Genomic DNA, 19628 nt, shown 5'->3' with positions numbered 1-19628 from the left:
TGGCCATCCTGTGGCGAGCACGGCTGCCTGGTCTGGCGCAAACGCGTTAAGCCACCCGGATGGCCAGCACGCGAGTTGAAAGGCCGCCATGCTAACGAGAGGGGAATTCTTTCACAGTCTCGCAGCGGAATACGGGACCTCCTGCCCCGAATCCCGTATTCCGCTGCGCTGCATACGGGCTACAGCGTCTCGGCAGACAGACTACACGTAAACTTTTTTGAACACGCCGCTGCAAGTTTCGCGGTCTCGTGCGTTCTTCCGTATGTCAGTCCAAACAACTATACGGAGATGCTCTTGAAACACAGCCGCTTCTTATCGTCCGCTGCCGGCGCCCTGGTGTCCGCATTCTGTGTTCCCAGCACGGCTGAAACCGTCCACCAATTCGATCAACCCGCCCAACCATTGGGAGCGGCACTCACCGAATTCGCCGATCAAACCGGCACCAAGCTCTTGTTTCCGGCGCAACCGGTCGAGGGTCTGAAAGCGCCGGCATTGCGCGGTCGATACACCGACCGGGAAGCGTTGAAACTGCTGCTGGCCGAAGCTCCACTGACCTACACCACGGACGGCACCGGCGGCACGGTGACGTTGGTCCGCGCCGAGAAGCCGACGGCTGCGCTCGATAACCGGGAAGTTCAACTATCCCCTGTTACGGTGAAGGGCGAGGCAATAAACGAGGAGGATCCGCACAGCTACACCGTGACGCGCGCCATGTCCGCCACCAAGACCGATACGCCGATCATCGAGACGCCGGTATCGATTCAGGTAGTACCACGAGCAGTGATGGACGATCAGAAGTCGACGAGGGTCAAAGATGCGTTGGAAAACGTCAGTGGCGTCCGCCCGACGCCCACTTTGGGTACCGGTACCGGCTTTACTATCCGAGGATTCCGCAATCCGAGAATCTATCGGAATGGACTCGTGGCCAACGCAGCCAACGCCGGATTCCCGACCGATTATGAAGCCGCCAATCTTGAGAGCATCGAAGTTCTCAAGGGACCAGCCGCCGTTCTGTTCGGACGCATCGAGCCCGGCGGACTGATCAATCTCACGACTAAAAGACCGCTCGATACGCCTTATTACTCTGTGGAACAACAGTTCGGCTCCTATGACTATTACCGCACGCAATGGGATGCCGGCGGTTCGGTAACGGAGGACGGAACCTTGCTCTATCGCTTCTCCGGCGCATACCAGAATAGTAATTCCTTTCGCGACTTTCTCTTCACCGATCGGATTGTCGTCTCTCCCAGTATCACTTGGCGACCCACCGACTCGACCGATTTCACTCTCAATATCGAGGGGCTCAATCAGGATTATCAGGCGGATTTCGGTGTCCCAGTGATCGGTAAGCGGCCTGCGGATATCCCGATAAGCCGTGTGTTCGGAGATCCCAACGACCCCGAAGACAATCTTGCCAAAGTTCATCTGGGCACCGAACTCAACCACCGGTTCAATGACGACTGGGCCATCCACAATCGATTCCTGGCCAGCTATACCCATAACAACCAGACTTTCATCAATCCCGCGCCGGCGTTCAATGCGAACTTGTCGTTTAATCCCAATACCGGAATCTTGAGGCGCAACGTCTTCTATCAGGAAAGCGATGCCGAAACCTATGCCACCAATCTGGACGTGACCGGAAGGTTTTGGATCGGTCCGAGCAAACACGAAACTTTGGTTGGATTCGATTACCTTCGATCATTCACTGAGTACCGTACAAGAGGTCACTTCACTACCCCGAACCAGGCACTCGATATCAACATTTACAATCCCGGTCCGAGTTACGGAATCGATCCATCCGTTTTCGAGTCTGCGGTACGGACGAGGGAGGTCGCTAATCGGGGTGATTCCATATTCAAAGACGAATGGTATGGCGTTTATTTCCAGGACCACATCACCCTGTGGGACACATTGCATATCCTGGGCGGAGGTCGCTATGACTGGGCGGAAACCGGACGGGGAACCGGCGGTTCAATGGCTGTCGCCAACAAAGCCCTGCCGTCCGCCACCCGCAAGGACGAGGGATTCAGCCCGCGAGTAGGCATTCTCTACCAACCTTGGACGTGGCTAGGGATTTACGGTAACTGGACGACTTCTTTCGGCGCCAACAACGGCATATCGGCAACCGGGGCACCTTTCGATCCGCAGACCGGCGAGCAATTCGAAGCCGGCGTGAAGACCGAATTGTTCGACGGCCGGCTGTTGACTACCTTGGCCTACTACCATCTCACCAAGGACAACTTGCTGACCCCCGATCTGAGCACACCGGACCCGCTCGATAGCGTGGCGATCGGCCAACAGCGCAGCCAAGGTATCGAACTCGATATGACGGGCCAAGTCACGGATCACGTGAGTCTTATCGGCAGCTACGCCTATACCGACGCGCGGATTACCAAGGACAACCGTGTTCTCAATGGTCGAGTAAACGGTTATGAGGGCAAGCGACTGAACAATGTGCCCGAACATTCGGCAAGTCTATGGCTCAAATATGACGTCAACGGGCACGACGTCCCGGAAGGTTGGAGTTTCGGCCTTGGCGGTGTGCTGGCCAGTCAAGTAGAGGGCGACGTCGAAAATAGTTTCCAACTCCCCGGTTACGTCCGGATGGACGCCTTTGCAGCATACAAGCTAAAGGTCGGTCCGACCCGGATCACGACGCAGTTCAATATTCGCAATCTACTCGACAAGAAATATTACGAGTCGTCCTCGGATCTCAACGTCGCACCGCGCATGCAGGTTTATCCCGGCGCTCCGCTGATGGCCATCGGATCGATCCGGGTCGAGTTTTAGTGACGGCCTCTAATCAAGAAACGGCGCGACACGTCGTCGCTCGCTCTGACATATACAGAACGGACAAATCAACGAACAAGGGGCGAATAAATGGCAACAACCGAAAAACGGCACTCTCTCGCCGAAAGCACCGCCAAACGGAACCGCCGACGAGTCTTTCGGAAATTCTGGCTCAACTGGCATCGCTATAGGAAACTCTGATTAAGAGCCCCTATCCCAGTAGGCTCGAGAAACCCTTCGACAAGCTCAGGGCGAACGGCCTACTGGGATAGGCTCTAAGTCCTTCGACAGGCTCGGGACAGGCTTGCCGAACGCTCTCCTGAGCCGAGTCGAAGGGCATGAACGGAATCCACTTGCTCAGAGCTTCCTTAAAAAATGGGATGTGGACACGACGGCTCTATCGCGAGTGTTACGGGGGGACTCGCGATGCAGCCGAGGCGCACTGGTTTTTCGGCGACCAGCATGTAGTTGACGCTCATCTCGGGGCTCAGCCGGAATTGCCGGGTGAAGGGGTTGACCTTGACGCCGGTGCGGTCGAGCACGCGCAGGCCACTTTCCCGCAGCCGGTCTTCCAATTCCTCCGGCTTCGGAAACTTGCGCCAACGGTGGGTCCCTTTGGGAAGCCAGCGCAGCACGTATTCGGCGCCCACGATCGCGGCGAGAAAGGACGCGATCGTGCGGTTGATCGTGCCGACGATGGTGAGCCCTCCCGGCCGCACCAGCCGGCCGCAGGCGCTCATGAACAGCGGCAAATCGGCCACGTGCTCGACGACTTCGAGATTCAGCACGGCATCGTACGATTCGCCCCGCTCCGCCAGATCTTCCGCGGTGCCGGAGGCGTAGCGGATCGCCAGTCGGTTCGCTTCGGCATGATCTCGCGCGATGCAGATGTTTTTTTCCACCATATCGACGCCGTGCACCTCCGCGCCGAGCCGCGCCATCGCTTCGCTCAGCAAGCCTCCGCCGCAGCCGATGTCCAAAAGGCGAATGCCCTGAAGCGGCGCGGCCGGATTCGCGCCGCGGCCGAAGCGGGCGATCAAATGCTCGGAAATATAGCCGGTCCGCAGCCGGTTGAGGCGGTGCAAGGGCCAGAACGGGCCGTCGGGGTTCCACCAGGCGTGGGCCAGCCGGTCGAAATACGCGGCCTCGGCGGGGTCGATCGTGGTTTTTGTGCTCAAGATTGTTTTTTTCGGGAAATGGGGGCAACGGCATCCGATTTTAGCGGACGGCGACCCTCCGTCTTAGCGTATGAGGAGGAATCGGGATAAAATCTATAGTTTTTGCGAAGAGCGGATATCCAATGGTTCACGTCGGCATCGTCATGGGCAGCAATAGCGACTGGGAGATCATGCAGCATGCCGCCCGTCAGTTGAAGGATTTCAATGTTCCGTTCGAAACGCGGGTGGTTTCCGCCCACCGGACACCGGATTTGTTGTTCCAATATGCCGAGACGGCAGCCGACCGCGGCCTCCAATGCATCATCGCCGGCGCCGGCGGCGCGGCGCATCTGCCCGGCATGATGGCGGCCAAAACCCACTTGCCGGTGCTGGGCGTTCCGGTCCCCTCGAAATACCTGAAAGGCCAGGATTCCCTATACTCCATCGTTCAGATGCCGAAAGGCGTGCCGGTCGCGACCTTCGCCATCGGCGAAGCGGGTGCCGTGAACGCCGGTTTGTTCGCGGTCGCGCTGCTCGCCGTCCACGATTCCGACTTGGCCGCCAAGCTTCAGGCCTATCGCCTTCGGCAGACGGAAACCGTGCTGGCGCTGACGCTGCCGGAAATTCAGTGATGCCGCCAGCGAATCGCCGATTTTCCGAAAAGACCGATCATCGGGCCGACCTGAAAAACGCAAGCTTCTCGTCCATCATTCTGCTTCCGTAAATTCCACATCAACCTATCGACGATGAAACACATTCTACCGAATGCCATGCTCGGCATCTTGGGCGGCGGCCAGTTGGGCCGCATGTTCACCATGGCGGCGCGGGCCACGGGTTATCGCGTGACCGTGCTGGATCCCGATGCCGACAGCCCGGCCGGCGGATTGGCCGACGTGCACATCCGGGCCGCCTACGACGATCGGGCGGCGCTCGACCGGCTGGCGGAGACCTGCGCCGCGGTCACCACCGAATTCGAGAACGTTCCGGCCGACAGCCTCGGCTACCTGGCACAGCGCGTGCGGGTCAGCCCTTCGGCCGAATGCGTTTCGATCGCCCAGGACCGGATCGCGGAGAAGCGTTACATTTCCGGCGCAGGACTTCAGGTAGCCCCGTTTCTTGCGATCGAGAGCGCCGCCGACCTGGACCGGGATCTGGAAGGCCATTTGCCCGGAATTCTGAAGCTGGCGCGGCTCGGCTACGACGGCAAGGGACAGGCTCGAGTGAAAACCGCCGATGAAGCGAGAGCCGCATTCGACCGGTTGGGCGGAAAGTCTTGCGTATTGGAACGGCAACTGCATCTCAAGGCCGAGATTTCGGTCATCATCGCCCGCTCTTCGCCGACCGAAGTGGCCTGTTTCCCGGCGGCGGAAAATCAGCACGAATCGGGCATTCTCGATGTCAGCATCGTGCCGGCGCGGGTGGCGCCGGCCGTCGCGGCGAAGGCGCAAGACATGGCGCTCCGGCTCGCGCAAGCGATGGACTACATCGGCGTCCTGGCGGTGGAATTCTTCGTGCTGGACGACGACGATCTGGTCATCAACGAGATCGCCCCGCGCCCTCACAACAGCGGGCACTATACGCTGGATGCCTGCGCCGCCAGCCAGTTCGAGCAACAGGTCCGCACCCTGTGCGGATTGCCGCCCACGGATACCCGCCTGCTGAGCCCGGTAGTGATGGTCAACCTTCTGGGCGATATCTGGCGCGACGACGAGCCGGCCTGGGACAAGCTGTTGAGCCAGCCCAACGTCAAGCTCCATCTCTACGGCAAGAAGGCCGCCCGCATCGGCCGCAAGATGGGGCATTTCAACGTGCTGGCCGAAAACCTGGACGCCGCCCTGGCCCAGGCGCTGGACCTGAAACAGATGCTTCGCGCTTGACCGAAACGGCGGCGTCTCAGGCCAACTGACGGATCATGCCGAAAGACCCCCTCCAGGTCTTGCGCAGCGTTTTCGGCTACGAGCGATTTCGCGGCCAGCAGCGCGCCGTCATCGATCACCTGACCGCCGGGGGCGACGCGCTGGTGCTGATGCCCACCGGCGGCGGCAAGTCGCTCTGCTATCAGATTCCGGCGCTGATCCGCCCGGGTACGGGCGTGGTCGTCTCGCCCCTGATCGCGCTGATGCAGGATCAGGTCGAAACCTTGCTGCAACTGGGCGTTCGAGCCGCGTTTCTGAATTCCACTCTGCCTTATGACGTTCAGCGCCAGGTCGAACAGAAACTTCTGGACGGCCAACTGGACTTACTCTACATCGCCCCCGAACGTCTATTGACCGAGCGCGTGCAGGCGCTCATCGAGCGAGCCCAGGTCAGCCTTTTCGCGATAGACGAGGCGCACTGCGTGTCTCAATGGGGCCACGACTTCCGGGCGGATTACTGGCAGCTTTCCTTGCTGCACGAACGTTTTCCCGGCATTCCCCGGATCGGCTTGACCGCGACCGCCGACGAAAGAACCCGGCAGGAGATCGTCGAACGGCTCGGGCTTCAGGACGCCAAAGTCTTCTGCAGCGGCTTCGACCGGCCCAACATACGCTACCGGATATCGCTCAAACAGGACGCGCGCCGGCAACTGGTTCAGTTTCTCCGAAACGAACATCCCGGAGATGCCGGCATCGTTTACTGCCTGTCACGAAAAAAGGTGGAATCGACCGCGGATTGGCTCCGCGCGCAAGGGTTTTCCGCCCTGCCCTATCATGCCGGGCTTTCCGCCGAGGAACGCCAGAAAAACCAGCGCCGCTTCCTGATGGAGGAAGGCATCGTCGTGGTGGCGACGATCGCCTTCGGCATGGGCATCGACAAGCCCAACGTTCGTTTCGTCGCTCACCTCGACTTGCCCAAGAGCCTGGAAGCTTATTATCAGGAAACCGGACGCGCGGGGCGCGACGGCTTATCGGCCGATGCCTGGATGGTCTACGGCCTGCAGGACGTGATCACCTTGCGGCAAATGGTGGAAGCCTCGGAGGCCGATGAATTGCACAAGCGGGTCGAGCGCCACAAACTCGATTCGATGCTCGGATTCTGCGAGCTGACCGGATGCCGGAGACAAGCCTTGCTCCGCTATTTCGGCGAAATCTCCGACAAGCCCTGCGGCAACTGCGACAATTGCCTCGACCCGCCGGACACCTGGGACGGCACCGACGCTGCCCGCAAGGCGCTATCCTGTGTCTACCGCACCGGCCAGCGTTTCGGCGCGCACCACATCATCGACGTGCTGCGCGGCAAGCTCAACGAGCGAACACAGCGACTGGGCCATGACAGACTCAGCACCTTCGGCATCGGCCAGGATCTGGACGAAAAGCAGTGGCTCTCGGTATTCCGCCAGATCATCGCCCAAGGCTATTTGACGGTGGATTGGGAAGCCCACGGCGCACTGCGCCTGACCGAGGAATGCCGGCCGGTGCTGCGCGGTGAAGCCGCTCTTCGGCTGAGAAAGGACAGCTACAAGGAAGTTGCGGGCGGCCGCCGCCAGACTGCCGCGCACTTCTCCAACCCGGACAACGAACGCCTGTGGCAGGCATTGCGCGCCTTGCGGCGCTCTCTGGCCGAGCAGCAGGACGTGCCCGCCTACGTGATTTTTCAGGACGCCGTCCTGATGGAAATGGTCCAGTCGAGACCCGCCAATCGAACCGAACTGAGCCGCCTGGCGGGCATCGGCGAGCGCAAGCTGGATCTTTACGGTGACGAATTTCTGTCCGTCATTCTGGAACACGGGAGCGGCGGCTCGGGCTCGACCGCCAGCGCGACGGCGAACGAGAGCCTGGCGCTGTTCCGGCTCGGCATGAATGCCGAACAGATCGCTTATCAGCGCGGATTGACGGTTTCCACCGTCTACGGCCATCTGGCCCGAGCGATCGAAAGCGGGGCCGCGGAACTCGGCGAGGTGGTGGGCTTGAGCGATGCCGAGACAGCCGAAATAGAAGCGGCCTGGCAAGCCCTGCCGGAAGACCGGCGGCGCGCCCTCAAGCCGCTGCATCAGGCCCTGGGCGGAAAATACAGCTATGAAGTGCTCCGTTGCGTGCGCGCCCATTACGACAGGCCGCGGAATTCACCGGAGTCCGGAACTTAGAGGGCGCGCAAATCGCGAGCGCCGTGGACGGTGCGAGTCAGCGGCCCCCGGCGAGTGCCCCGGTGCCGGGCTGCAATGCTCGGGAGCGCTCGAACGGGCGCTACACCAAATCAGAAAATGCTCTAGAATGCTCGCGGCGTCGCCATCGGAGGAAAGCGCTGATCGCCTTGTTCCGCCCGGTTCCTCAGAACATCCGCCCATCGGAGGAACAGGCATTCGTTTCGTAGGGCCGGGACAAATGTCCGCTCACCGCGCAGGAAATGATCGATAGCGGAAAATCATTAAAACGACCCCTCAAGCAACCGGCTTATCCCTGTGCATCTTTGCCCTCCGCAACAAAAGTCCTTCTCTCACCAGCGCCGACTCGAATTCCGGAAAATCCCGCAGTTCCCTCCTGGTTCCCGTCCAGATCGCCTGTAATCGAGCCAGCGCCGGCGCGTTTTCGATGGGCTCATCGGGCAGAAAATTCAGCGATTTGGCCGCGCCTATGGCCAGTTCGGACAGGTTCGGCGCCGCCCTGGACCAGACCCCGCGCAATTCCCGTAAAAAGATGTTGACCGTCGTAGGTCCTATACCTTTCGCCAGCGCGGTTAATTTTTGTTCGAGATCCTCGGCGGATTCGGCTTCTGCATACAGCCTGTCGAGGCTTCCCCGATAGCGCTCAAGCAAGGATCTGGACATGTCCAACAGCTTGGTGGCGGTCTTGAAGTCATAACGGACATAGCCGCCCGCATCCAGCACCGTCACCAGTCCGTTCCACCCGCACGCGACAATGGCTTCGGGTGTTGTCAGATCGTTTTCGGCAAAAATCCGGTAAGTGCGCGCCGCCAACCGTTCGGAGATGCGCGCTCCGAATAAAACGGCCGCGAGAAGCCATTTGAACCGTTCGCGATCATCGGTTCCGGCGACGTCGATACTCAATTCGCGCGAAAACCGGCCGCCGCGAGCGGCGATCAGTTCGGCGGGCGATGAATATCCGGTTTCCGTCCGGGCCATTAGGCCGCTCCTTGTAACTTCAGGATTCGCCGTTCGCGCAATCCAGCAACGCCGAATACAAACCCTGAACGACCGCGGCAAAGGCGCCGTAATGAAGCTTGTCGGGCAAATCGCCCGCCGTGTGATACCAGGGATTTCGATAAAACGCGGTATCCGTTGCCATGATGGCCGGATAGCCCTGCCGCCAGAAGGAAAAGTGATCGCTGAGCGCGACACCCGGCACGAAGAATGGCGCGGCGAGATGCTCGAGCGGAAATTTCGAGTGTCGGCGGAAGGCTCGCACGAGGCGTTGCAGGCTGGTCCGGGAAGATCGGTTGGACACCAATGCGATGAAATTGCCGCGGTCTGGATAGATGTATTTGAGCAGGATCGGGTATCGCTGACTGTTGGGCGTGTCGTAATAGCAGCCCAGCATTTCCAGCGAAACCATGAAACGGATCGGGTCGCCGCGCCGCTTGGCGGCTTTGGCGTAAATCAAACTGCCCATGTACCGTCCGCCGAAGAACGGCGGCTCCTCGTTCACGAATGCCACGAAACGGAGGGTCCTTTCCGGTTCGGCTTCGATGAATAAACGCGACAACTCCAGTAGCGCCGCCACGCCGCTGGCGTTATCGTCCGCGCCGGGGCTTCCGAATACGGTATCGTAGTGCGCGCCGATCAGAATAATGTCGTTCGGAAAGCGGCTTCCGGAGCGGGTTGCCTCAAGATTGGCGCACTCTATTCCTTTCACGCCGTACGGCAGCCGGTTTACCGAATAACCCTGATCTTCCCATTGCCGCGCAATATACCGTTCCGCTGTGTGCAAGGCCTCCGGCAACATCACGTTCCGCTCACCTACGCGATCGGCAAGGGCGTAAACGTGCCTTTTCAATCCATCGGACACATTTTCCATCGCTTGCGCTCTCGATCCGGACAGAAATCCCTTCGAATGCTTCTCCAATTTCGATCGGAAAGGCTCCAGGAAAGTTGCCGGACGACTTTCACATCGGGTTCGCCTACCGGCTTCCGCTCAAGGCGTGCGGAACGGCTTCCCGATCCATGCCCCGCGCGGTCAAAGTCCGAAACCGGGGAACACGGCCGGCATCTCGAAAAAAATAAGGCCGCTCACGCGGCCTTATTTCGAGTTGGGTGAGATCTTTTCAAGGCCGATCGTCAAGGGCGCCTTCTTTTTCCGGCAGAAGCAAATCCGCGCGGCTCACACCCAACGCCATCACTACAGGGCATGCCACCAATACGGAGGAATAGATGCCGAAAACGATGCCGATGGTCAAAGCCAAGGCAAAATTGTGCAGTACTTCGCCGCCGAAGAAAAACATCGCCAACACCATCAATTGGGTCATCGAATGGGTGATGACGGTGCGGGACATGGTGGTGGTGATAGCGTTGTCGATGACTTCCGGCACGCTCGCCCGACGCATTTTGCGGAAATTCTCCCGCACTCGGTCGAACACCACCACCGATTCGTTTACCGAATATCCCAGAATGGCCAGGACGCCGGCGAGAACGCTGAGGGTGAACTCCCATTGAAAAAAAGCAAACATGCCCAGAATGATGACGATGTCGTGCATGTTGGCGACGATCGCGGCCGCCGCAAAACGCCAGGTAAAACGCATGGCCAAGTAGAGCATGATGCCGGCAATCACCAGCATGAGCGCTAGTCCGCCGCTCTCATACAACTCCTTGCCCACCTGCGGTCCGACGAATTCGACTCGCCGTAACTCGGCCGTGCTGTCCTGCGCTTTCAGGGACGAAAATACCTGTTCGCTCAACTTGGTGCTGTTGGTTTCTCCTTTGAGCGGCACGCGGATCAAAACATCCCTGGAGGTGCCGAAACTTTGCACCGCGACCTCGGCCATTTCTTGCGTTTCCAGCGTTTTGCGTATCGCATCGAGGTTGGCTGGCTGCGGATAACTAACCTCTATCAGCATTCCGCCGGTGAAATCGATGCCCAGATTGAGCCCCTTGAACCCAAGGGAGAGAACGGCAAAGATGAACGTGATCAGGGAAATGGTAGTCGTCAACCTCCCGTATTTCATGAACGGGATGTCGCGCTTAATCTTGAAAAATTCCATGAATACTGCCCTCAGACTGCAAGCTTGGTCAGCTTCCGCCGCCGACCGTAAGTGAGGTTGACGAGCGCCCGCGATACCACGACGGCGCTGAACATAGACGTCAGAATGCCGATGCACAACACGGCCGCGAAACCGCGCACCGGCCCCGCGCCCAATATGAATAGCGAGATGCCGGCGACAAAGGTGGTGACGTTGGAATCGAGAATGGTGGCGAAAGCCCGGTCATAGCCGGCGTGGATGGCCGCTTGCGGCGTGACGCCAGCCCTGAGTTCTTCGCGGATGCGTTCATTGATAAGCACGTTGGCGTCGATGGCCATGCCCACCGTGAGGGCGATACCCGCCAACCCGGGAAGGGTCAGAGTTGCCTGCATGAGGGACAATACAGCCACCAGCAGCAGCACGTTGACGCTCAGGGCTATGATCGAAAAAAGCCCGAATACGCGATAATACACGACCATAAACAAGGCGATGGCGATAAATCCGTAAATGTTGGATTTGACGCCTCTCTCGATGTTCTGCTGGCCCAGGCTGGGACCGACGGTGCGTTCTTCAACGATGTCGACAGGCGCGGCCAAAGCGCCCGCGCGCAACAGCAAAGCCAGATTACGCGCTTCCTCGGTGCTGTCCAGGCCGGTAATCTGAAAGCGCTTGCTGAAACGGTCCCGGATGGTCGCGACATTGATGACTTCCTCGACCGTTTTCTTGCTGACCACTTTCCGGCCTTCGACTTCCTTGGTTTCCGTCTTGTTTTCGATATATACGACCGCCATCGGCTTGCCGATATTCTCGCGCGTGACGTCGGCCATTTTGCGCGCGCCTATGCCATTCAACGTCACGAATACGGCCGCCGAGCCGGACTGGGGATCGAGTCCCGAAGAAGCGTCCACGATTTGGTCGCCGGTTACGATGATCTTGCGCTGCAACAGGATGGGCCTGCCGCTTCGATCCTGGTAGAGCTTCGCGCCCAACGGCGTTTTGCCCTGTTCCAGGCCCTGGACGCTATGCTCGGTATCCACCAACCGGAATTCCAGCGTGGCCGTGGCACCAAGAATTTCCTTGGCGCGAGCGGTATCCTGAACGCCGGGAAGCTGCACCACGATGCGGTCTTCGCCCTGCTGCTGAATGACCGGTTCCGCAACGCCCAGTTCGTTGATGCGGTTATGCAAGGTCGTGATGTTCTGCGCCACCGCCAGACGGCGAATCTCCCTGCGTTCGGGCTCCGACAGCTTGGCCCGCACCACGCTTCCCTCCCGATTGAGTTCCAGGCCGCGCAGTTCTCGCCGCATGACCTCCATTGCCTGGGACAGCGTGTTCTCGTCCTGGAACTTCACTTCGATGACCTGATTGTTCTTATCGACGGACAGATAACGAATCTTGCTTTCCCGCAGCAGCGATCGGATATCCTCGGCATAACGCTCTTCCGCCTGACGGACGGCCGCGTCCATATCCACCTGCATCAAAAAGTGCACGCCGCCCCGAAGGTCCAATCCCAGATACATGGGTTGCGCATTGATCGCTCTCAGCCAGGCTGGCGTGGAAGGCGCCAGATTGAGCGCCACCGTGTAATTATTTCCCAAAGACCCGGTGAGCAGGTCGGCCGCTTTGAGTTGAGTCTCGGTTTCGGTGAAACGCACCAGAAGCCGCTTTTCCGACAATTCCAACGACTTCGGTTTCATCTCTGCATCGGCCAACAGTTTTTCGACCTGAACGCGAGTGGCTTCGTCCAGCTTGCTGCTTCGCAAAGGCGAAAGCTGCACGGATGGATCCTCGCCGAAAAAGTTGGGTAGCGAGTAAATCGTCGCCAGCACCAATACGGCGATAATCAGAAGGTTTTTCCAAAGTGGAAAGCGGTTTCGCATGATAGCTGCCTATGAGTCGCGATGCTCGATATATCGCATCCGGCGGTAAATGTATTGGGCACCTCGAAAAACCTGCCCCGTTCAGGCTTCGACAGGTTCGGCACGAACGGAACCGATATCCGGATTGGAACCGCTCGCACCGAACGGGTCGAATTGCACGGTTTTTCGAGGCGCCCTATTACTTAGCTTTTTATTTCTCGGCTCTTTTCTTAGCCTTATAGGTGCCTTTCGGCATCAGTGATGCAACGGCGTGGCGCTGAACGTAGACGTAAACATTGTCGGCGACTTCCAACTGAACGAAGCTATCGTCCAAGTCGGCTACCCTGCCCAGCAGTCCGCCATTGGTCACGACTTCGCTTCCCTTGGTCAACGACTGGATCATTTTTTTTTGCTCTTTAGCCCGGCGCTGCTGCGGGAGAACAAACAAGAAAAAGAAAATCACCAGAATGGCCAGCGGCAAGATGAGACCCGCCAGTCCCGGTTCTTGCTGGGCCGGCGCGGCTTGAGCGTACGCATCGGAAATAAAGAAATTCATATTTGGTCCTTGCTTATCTTTTTTTAAAACGCGGCATTATTACACAAAACATCGTCTTTTCGCCGCTGCTCATAAAAGCGGGCAACGAATTCATTCAGCGCCTTGTTCCTGATCGCCTCCCGAAGACCAGCCATAAGCTCCTGATAATAATGAAGATTATGGATCGTATTTAAGCGAGAGCCGAGAATTTCGCCGCACTTGTCCAGGTGCCGCAGATAGGACCGGCTGAAATTCCGACAGGTATAGCACCGGCATTCGTCATCGAGCGGACGGGTATCGTTCCGATAGCCGCTATTGCGGATACGAATCGCGCCGTGGCGCGTAAACAGATGGCCATTGCGGGCATTCCGCGTCGGCAGAACGCAGTCGAACATGTCGATGCCGAGCCGCACCGCTTCGACGATGTCTTCCGGCGTACCGACGCCCATCAGATAGCGGGGCTTGTCGAAAGGCATGTTCGGCAGCAGTGAGCCCAAGATGCGTGCCCGATCTTCTTTCGGCTCGCCCACGGAAAGGCCGCCGATGGCATATCCGTCGAACCCGATGCGTCTCAGTCCTTCCATCGATTCGAGCCGGAGTTCTTCGTAAACGCCGCCTTGCACGATGCCGAACAAAGCGGATGGATTATCGCCATGCGCTCGCTTGCTCCGTTCGGCCCAGCGCAGCGACAGGCGCATAGAATCGGCGGCTTGCCCGTAACTGACGGGATATGGCGTACACTCGTCGAAGATCATCACGATATCCGACCCCAAATCCCGTTGAACCGCCATCGATTCCTCGGGACCCAAAAACGTGACGCTACCGTCCACCGGGGAACGAAACTGCACCCCGGCCTCGGTGATCTTGCGCATGGCGCCCAGGCTGAACACCTGAAAACCGCCGGAATCGGTCAGAATCGGACGATTCCAATGCATGAAATCATGCAAATCGCCGTGACTGCGAATGACTTCGGTCCCGGGACGGAGCATCAAGTGAAATGTATTCCCCAGAATGATCTCTGCGCCGAGTTCCTCAAGTTCCTCGGGCGTCATCGTCTTGACCGTTCCGTAGGTGCCGACGGGCATGAATGCCGGGGTCTGTACCTTCCCACGCGAAAAGATAAGCTCGCCCCTTCGCGCCACGCCGTCGGTTCCGCTTACATTAAACTCCATCGGATTTTGGTGTGTCCAAAAACAAAAGCGGCCTGGCTATGTAACATAGGCAGGCCGTGTCGAATCAACATAATTGGTGCCGATGGTCGGACTTGAACCGACACGACTTGCGTCACCACCCCCTCAAGATGGCGTGTCTACCAATTCCACCACATCGGCTAAACAGGGTCTGACAAGGCTGGCTATTTCGTTTGCTCTGCAGGCCGAGACGTATCGGCATTCTCCGGCAAATCGGCCATGTCGTTTGCGGGCGCCTCTTCCACTACCGGAGGAAGGTCGCGTTTAGACTGGTCCACGCTTGGACCATCCATGATGTCAACCGGCTTATTATCCTGCTTATCTGCGAAGTATGCAAGACTCAAACTGGTCACAAAAAACAAAGTAGCGAGCACCGCGGTCGTGCGAGACAAGAACGAAGCCGCACCCCGCGCACCGAACAAGCTGTTCGACGCACCGCCAAAGCCGGCTCCGGCATCTGCGCCGCGGCCTTGTTGAAGAAGCACCAATCCGATGACCGCCAAGGCGACCACGACGTGAATAATTGTCAATGCCTGATACATAAAACTTCACCTAAACCGAATGGCATATCGAGAGAAAGGACTCGGCATCCAAGGACGCTTCACCGATTAACCCACCGTCCACGTCGGGCATGCCGAACAAAGTACGGGCATTTTCGGGCTTGACGCTGCCGCCATAGATAATCCGAACTGAAGCGGATATTTCCGGCGCCCGCTCCGAGATCTTTCGCCGCAGATACTCGTGTATCTCTTGTATTTGCTCAGTCGTCGCGGTTCGCCCGGTGCCCACGGCCCAAACCGGCTCGTACGCGATCACCGCGTTCGCCAGCGATTCGACGCCGGCCAAGTCGAACACCGCCGCCAACTGCTCGTCGATTACAGCAAACGTATCGCCCTGCTCGCGCTGCTCCAAAGTTTCACCTACGCACAAGATCGGCGTTAGACCATGATCGAGAGCTTTTTTGTAGCGCGCCGCCACCAACTGATTGGACTCTCCATATAACAACCGTCGCTCCGAATGCCCGACGATGGCCAGGTCACACCCGAACTCGCGCAACATCGGCGCGGAGACTTCCCCCGTGAAAGCACCTTCGTCCTCGTCCGCGACGTTCTGTGCGCCCAGCAGAACCGATCTATTTTCCAGCAATTCGGCTGCCTCGGGTATAAATACGAAAGGTGCGCATATTCCCACCTCCGCCGGGTCGGTTTCCGAGACGCCGGAAAGAATGTCCGCCAGCAATGATTTTCTACTGTCTCGTGTACCGTTCATCTTCCAGTTTCCGACGACCAGAGGACGACGAACCATTTAGCGCTCCTGATTGTAAAGCCATAGAAGCTTAATGATTCAGCGCCCTCTTTTCAAGCAGAAAGGAGCCTCAATACACCGCAATTCATCACTTCCGGATCGGAAGGCAGTTTGTCTGTCCGGCGAGAATTCTCGGAGCAAAACCCGGCCCGGATATTTCACCAGCCTCTTACCCGAATGACGAATGGGCGAAAGAGCTCGTTAGGGCGCTCGAACAGAGTCGGGCACCGTGGAAAGACCTGGCGTAAAGGATAGTGGTGCTGTCACAAGCGCGCGGAAAGCCATGAAGATCCCGAGATTCAGAAACCGGGGCAGAATTTCCTTTATAGAAAATCGTTATTCACTCGATAAAGCCTTCCGCCAGTTCTGTAAACCGAAAGCCTCAGGTAACATGCCGCGTATCTTGTCGCCCCATGGACATGACAAGAAATCCTCCTCCTTTTCTTTGAAATGCTTTCAGGCACGGTGTTGTAGCCTTTACCCCGCAAGGTGCGATCTTATGCTCAAGAATGCGACTGGATGGGAGCCGAGGCATGATCAATCCCGTTGGGCTACGTTACGATAGCGCGCCCGCCATCCTCATACGCGCCTGACTTGAACCACTGCTCAGTTGTATTCCAAAAGCAGAAGCAACCGGGAAACGTGCCGTGTCCAATTTGGGAAAACGTTTCTTCCGAATGACCGAAATTACCTTTCTTTTATTCGGCGCGTCAGATTACAGATGCCAAACCTGAGCCAATCCGCCAGAGCGCGCTCGCCGATGCGCTTCCCCGCCCCGAAAACCCAGCCACCTGCCGGCGGTGCGTCTAAAAACAAGCGTCTTCGCTTCGGCCACGAAAGAAGAGTCGTCAGAGGCCGCTCCAATCCAAGCACATCTTCCTTTCGCGTCGGCGACGGAGAAAATTCATGAATTCCGCAACCCTGGCCCCTTCTCAGTCGCGAGAGCACAAAAGCCTGGTGCTTGCCGCCCTGGGCGTCGTGTTCGGCGATATCGGCACCAGCCCGCTTTATACACTGAAAGAATGCTTTGGCGGAATTCATGCGGTGGAACCCACGCCGGAAAATATCTTGGGCGTCTTATCGCTCGTCTTCTGGGCTATCCTGATCATCATTTCGCTGAAGTACGTCATCTTCATCATGCGTGCGGACAACAGAGGCGAAGGCGGCATCATGGCGCTGATCTCTCTGATCCAGCAAAAGGCGGAAATCAGTACCCGGCTCCGATTTCTGCTGATCGGATTAGGATTGATCGGCGCCTCGCTATTTTATGGCGACGGCATGATCACGCCGGCCATCTCGGTCCTGAGCGCGGTCGAAGGGCTCAAAGTCCTGCGGCCGGAACTTCAGCCCTACGTCGTTCCTATCGCCCTTGCCGTACTCATGGCGCTTTTTGCTTTTCAGCGAAGAGGAACGGCCAACGTCGGCGCGTTGTTCGGGCCGATCATGGCAGTCTGGTTCGGCAGTCTCGCGGTCTTCGGTACGCTTAGCCTGATAAAGACGCCGGCGGTGCTGGCAGCGGTCAATCCGGCGCACGCCGTGCATTTCTTCGCAACCTACGGCTGGCCTTCCGTCCTGATCTTGGGGGCCGTGGTACTGGCCGTAACCGGCGGCGAGGCTTTGTATGCCGATATGGGCCATTTCGGCCGGGAACCCATCCGCAAAGCATGGTTTCTTTTCGTCCTGCCGTCGTTGATACTCAATTACTTCGGCCAGGGCGCCCTTCTCATCCAAAATCCGACAGCGGTTCAAAATCCGTTCTATCTCCTGGTTCCCGACGGCGCGCTGGCTTTCATGATCGGGTTAGCCACTCTAGCCACCGTTATCGCTTCCCAAGCGGTCATTTCAGGAGCCTTTTCCCTGACCTCCCAGGCCATTCAATTGAGTTTTTGCCCGAGGCTCGGCATCCAATATACCTCCGAAGAGGAAATGGGCCAGATTTACGTTCCTTGGGTCAATTGGACTTTAATGGTCGCCATCGTCGGGTTGATCCTCGGGTTTCAGTCTTCATCCAATTTGGCGGCCGCTTACGGCATTGCCGTTACCGGCACGATGGCCATCGACACGATTCTAGCCTTCGTAGTCGTGTACAGTTTATGGAAGTGGAATCCGATCGTGAGCGGTTTGGTCGCTCTCGTTTTCCTGACCATCGATTTGGCATTCTTAATCGCCAATGCGACCAAAATCTTTGAAGGCGGGTGGTTTCCACTGGTCATCGGGCTCATGGCCTTCACCCTTCTGACGACGTGGAAGCGCGGCCGCGACCTGCTTCTGGAGAGTCTGCGCGAGGACTCTGCACGGGTCGACCAATTTCTGGCTGAAATAACCGACAATCCGCCGCTGCGCGTAGCGGGAACCGCCGTGTTCATGACCAGCAGCCGGGAAGGTATTCCTCCGGCATTACTGCATAATCTGAAACACAATAAGGTATTGCACGAAACGGTCGTGTTGATGACGGTTACCACGGAAAACGTCCCCCGGGTAACTCCCGATAAACGCCGGGAAATCCGACGCCTCGGTGCCGGTTTCTTCAGAATCAATCTACACTATGGTTTTATGGAAGCCGCAAACATTCCCCGAGTCCTTAAATCGAGCAGTCGCGATTTTGAAATCGACATTTCCGACACCACGTTTTTCCTCAGCCGTGAAACCATCATTCCCAGCCCAACCCCGAAAATGCCCCTTTGGCGCCTGAAGTTATTCATCGGCATGGCCCGCAATACCAGTAGCGCCGTGGGTTTTTTCCGGATTCCGCCTGATCGCGTCGTTGAGCTGGGCGTGCAGCGCATGCTGTAATTGCCCTTTTAAACATCTTTCCCATTTTAGGATGCTTATGGACCTTCCCCTTTATTTGAAAGTCATCGTGCTCGGCATTTTGGAAGGAGCTACCGAATTTCTTCCGGTATCGAGCACCGGCCACTTGATCATTGCCAACGATTTGCTGTCTTTCACCGGGGAACGGGCCAAGACGTTCGACATCTTCATTCAACTCGGGGCCATTTGCGCGATCGTTTGGCATTACCGGCGACGTATCGGCCGGGTGTCCGGGTCGCTGCTTTCGGATCCCGCCGCTTTTCGTTTTGCGATCAATGTCTTGATCGGCTTCCTGCCGGCTGCTTTACTCGGTCTTCTCTTTCACAAAACCATCAAGACGCAACTCTTCAACCCGATCACCGTGGCCGGGGCGCTGATCGTGGGCGGTTTCATCATCCTGTTGATCGAGCGTCGGCGCAGAACTCATCGTGTCGAGAACGTCGATGATCTCACATGGCATCTGGCACTCAAAGTAGGTTTTGCCCAAAGTCTCGCCCTATTTCCCGGCGTATCCCGAGCGGGCGCGACGATCATGGGAGGATTGCTGAGCGGCATGTCCCGATCGGTTGCGACGGAATTCTCTTTCTTCCTCGCCATTCCGACGATGTTCGCCGCGACGTTCTACGATCTGTACAAAAATCTCGAGATCATGAGACCCGAGGACTTCGAGATACTGGCAATCGGCTTCGTTGCCGCTTTTTTCAGCGCCTGGCTGGTTATTCGAGCGCTCCTCGCCTTTGTCGCCCGGCACAGCTTCAAGGCGTTCGCCTGGTACCGAATCGTGCTCGGCTCCTTCGTATTGATCTATTTCCTGTCCAGTGCCGGGCTTACCGTCCCGCTCTAATCAAGGGCTTCTATAGAGGACCGCGCT

Annotated in this window: 15 protein-coding genes and 1 tRNA gene; 6 read left to right on the top strand and 10 right to left on the bottom strand. The window is 57.9% G+C overall.

Annotation, left to right across the window (positions count from 1 at the left end; translation table 11 throughout):
* Positions 1 to 75 precede the first annotated feature (75 nt).
* Complete coding sequence (locus ACWJKU_RS05560) at positions 76 to 2790, top strand: TonB-dependent siderophore receptor (RefSeq protein WP_454146582.1); 2715 nt, start codon at positions 76 to 78, stop codon at positions 2788 to 2790.
* 368 nt (positions 2791 to 3158) lie between these two features.
* Here ACWJKU_RS05560 and ubiG read toward each other — a convergent pair whose 3' ends face one another.
* A complete protein-coding gene (gene ubiG, locus ACWJKU_RS05555) occupies positions 3159 to 3968 on the bottom strand; it encodes a bifunctional 2-polyprenyl-6-hydroxyphenol methylase/3-demethylubiquinol 3-O-methyltransferase UbiG (RefSeq protein ID WP_454146580.1) in 810 nt (269 codons plus the stop codon).
* Between the two features lie 122 nt (positions 3969 to 4090).
* On the opposite strand from ubiG, the gene purE reads away from it, so the two are divergent.
* The 3 genes from purE to recQ all read left to right on the top strand — a co-directional run bounded on the left by purE (position 4091) and on the right by recQ (position 8010).
* A complete protein-coding gene (gene purE / locus ACWJKU_RS05550; RefSeq protein WP_454146578.1) occupies positions 4091 to 4579 on the top strand; it encodes a 5-(carboxyamino)imidazole ribonucleotide mutase in 489 nt (162 codons plus the stop codon).
* A 114-nt stretch (positions 4580 to 4693) separates the two neighbouring features.
* A complete protein-coding gene (locus ACWJKU_RS05545; RefSeq protein ID WP_454146576.1) occupies positions 4694 to 5824 on the top strand; it encodes a 5-(carboxyamino)imidazole ribonucleotide synthase in 1131 nt (376 codons plus the stop codon).
* Positions 5825 to 5859: 35 nt separating this feature from the next.
* The gene (gene recQ / locus ACWJKU_RS05540; protein WP_454146574.1) at positions 5860 to 8010 is read left to right on the top strand and encodes a DNA helicase RecQ; all 2151 of its coding nucleotides are present in this window, start codon (positions 5860 to 5862) and stop codon (positions 8008 to 8010) included.
* A gap of 294 nt (positions 8011 to 8304) precedes the next feature.
* Here recQ and ACWJKU_RS05535 read toward each other — a convergent pair whose 3' ends face one another.
* From ACWJKU_RS05535 to tpiA, 9 genes are all read right to left on the bottom strand, one after another.
* Positions 8305 to 9006, bottom strand: a complete 702-nt coding sequence (locus ACWJKU_RS05535) for a hypothetical protein (protein ID WP_454146572.1) — start codon at positions 9004 to 9006, stop codon at positions 8305 to 8307.
* Positions 9007 to 9025: 19 nt separating this feature from the next.
* Entirely contained in the window at positions 9026 to 9826 is an 801-nt protein-coding gene (locus ACWJKU_RS05530; protein WP_454148046.1) for a M28 family peptidase, read from the bottom strand.
* A gap of 319 nt (positions 9827 to 10145) precedes the next feature.
* Positions 10146 to 11078, bottom strand: a complete 933-nt coding sequence (gene secF, locus ACWJKU_RS05525) for a protein translocase subunit SecF (protein WP_454146570.1) — start codon at positions 11076 to 11078, stop codon at positions 10146 to 10148.
* Between the two features lie 11 nt (positions 11079 to 11089).
* Positions 11090 to 12937 carry a protein translocase subunit SecD gene (gene secD, locus ACWJKU_RS05520; protein WP_454146568.1) on the bottom strand — a complete coding sequence of 616 codons (1848 nt, stop codon included), beginning with the start codon at positions 12935 to 12937 and terminating at the stop codon, positions 11090 to 11092.
* A gap of 190 nt (positions 12938 to 13127) precedes the next feature.
* Entirely contained in the window at positions 13128 to 13472 is a 345-nt protein-coding gene (yajC, locus tag ACWJKU_RS05515) for a preprotein translocase subunit YajC (protein ID WP_454146566.1), read from the bottom strand.
* Between the two features lie 23 nt (positions 13473 to 13495).
* Entirely contained in the window at positions 13496 to 14623 is a 1128-nt protein-coding gene (gene tgt / locus ACWJKU_RS05510) for a tRNA guanosine(34) transglycosylase Tgt (protein WP_454146564.1), read from the bottom strand.
* Positions 14624 to 14697: 74 nt separating this feature from the next.
* Positions 14698 to 14782: transfer RNA gene (locus ACWJKU_RS05505), tRNA-Leu, on the bottom strand.
* A 23-nt stretch (positions 14783 to 14805) separates the two neighbouring features.
* Positions 14806 to 15183, bottom strand: a complete 378-nt coding sequence (gene secG, locus ACWJKU_RS05500; RefSeq protein ID WP_454146561.1) for a preprotein translocase subunit SecG — start codon at positions 15181 to 15183, stop codon at positions 14806 to 14808.
* A gap of 10 nt (positions 15184 to 15193) precedes the next feature.
* The gene (tpiA, locus tag ACWJKU_RS05495) at positions 15194 to 15946 is read right to left on the bottom strand and encodes a triose-phosphate isomerase (protein WP_454146559.1); all 753 of its coding nucleotides are present in this window, start codon (positions 15944 to 15946) and stop codon (positions 15194 to 15196) included.
* A 906-nt stretch (positions 15947 to 16852) separates the two neighbouring features.
* Between tpiA and ACWJKU_RS05490 the strand changes: the two genes are divergently transcribed.
* Positions 16853 to 18739 (top strand): potassium transporter Kup, encoded by a 1887-nt coding sequence (locus tag ACWJKU_RS05490; protein WP_454146557.1) that lies wholly within the window; start codon positions 16853 to 16855, stop codon positions 18737 to 18739.
* 37 nt (positions 18740 to 18776) lie between these two features.
* Complete coding sequence (locus tag ACWJKU_RS05485; RefSeq protein WP_454146555.1) at positions 18777 to 19601, top strand: undecaprenyl-diphosphate phosphatase; 825 nt, start codon at positions 18777 to 18779, stop codon at positions 19599 to 19601.
* Positions 19602 to 19628: the final 27 nt, after the last annotated feature.

Source organism: Methylocaldum sp. MU1018 (assembly GCF_053646775.1).
Note: the sequence above shows the minus strand (reverse complement) of the source record. Positions and strands in the feature narration are given on the sequence as shown.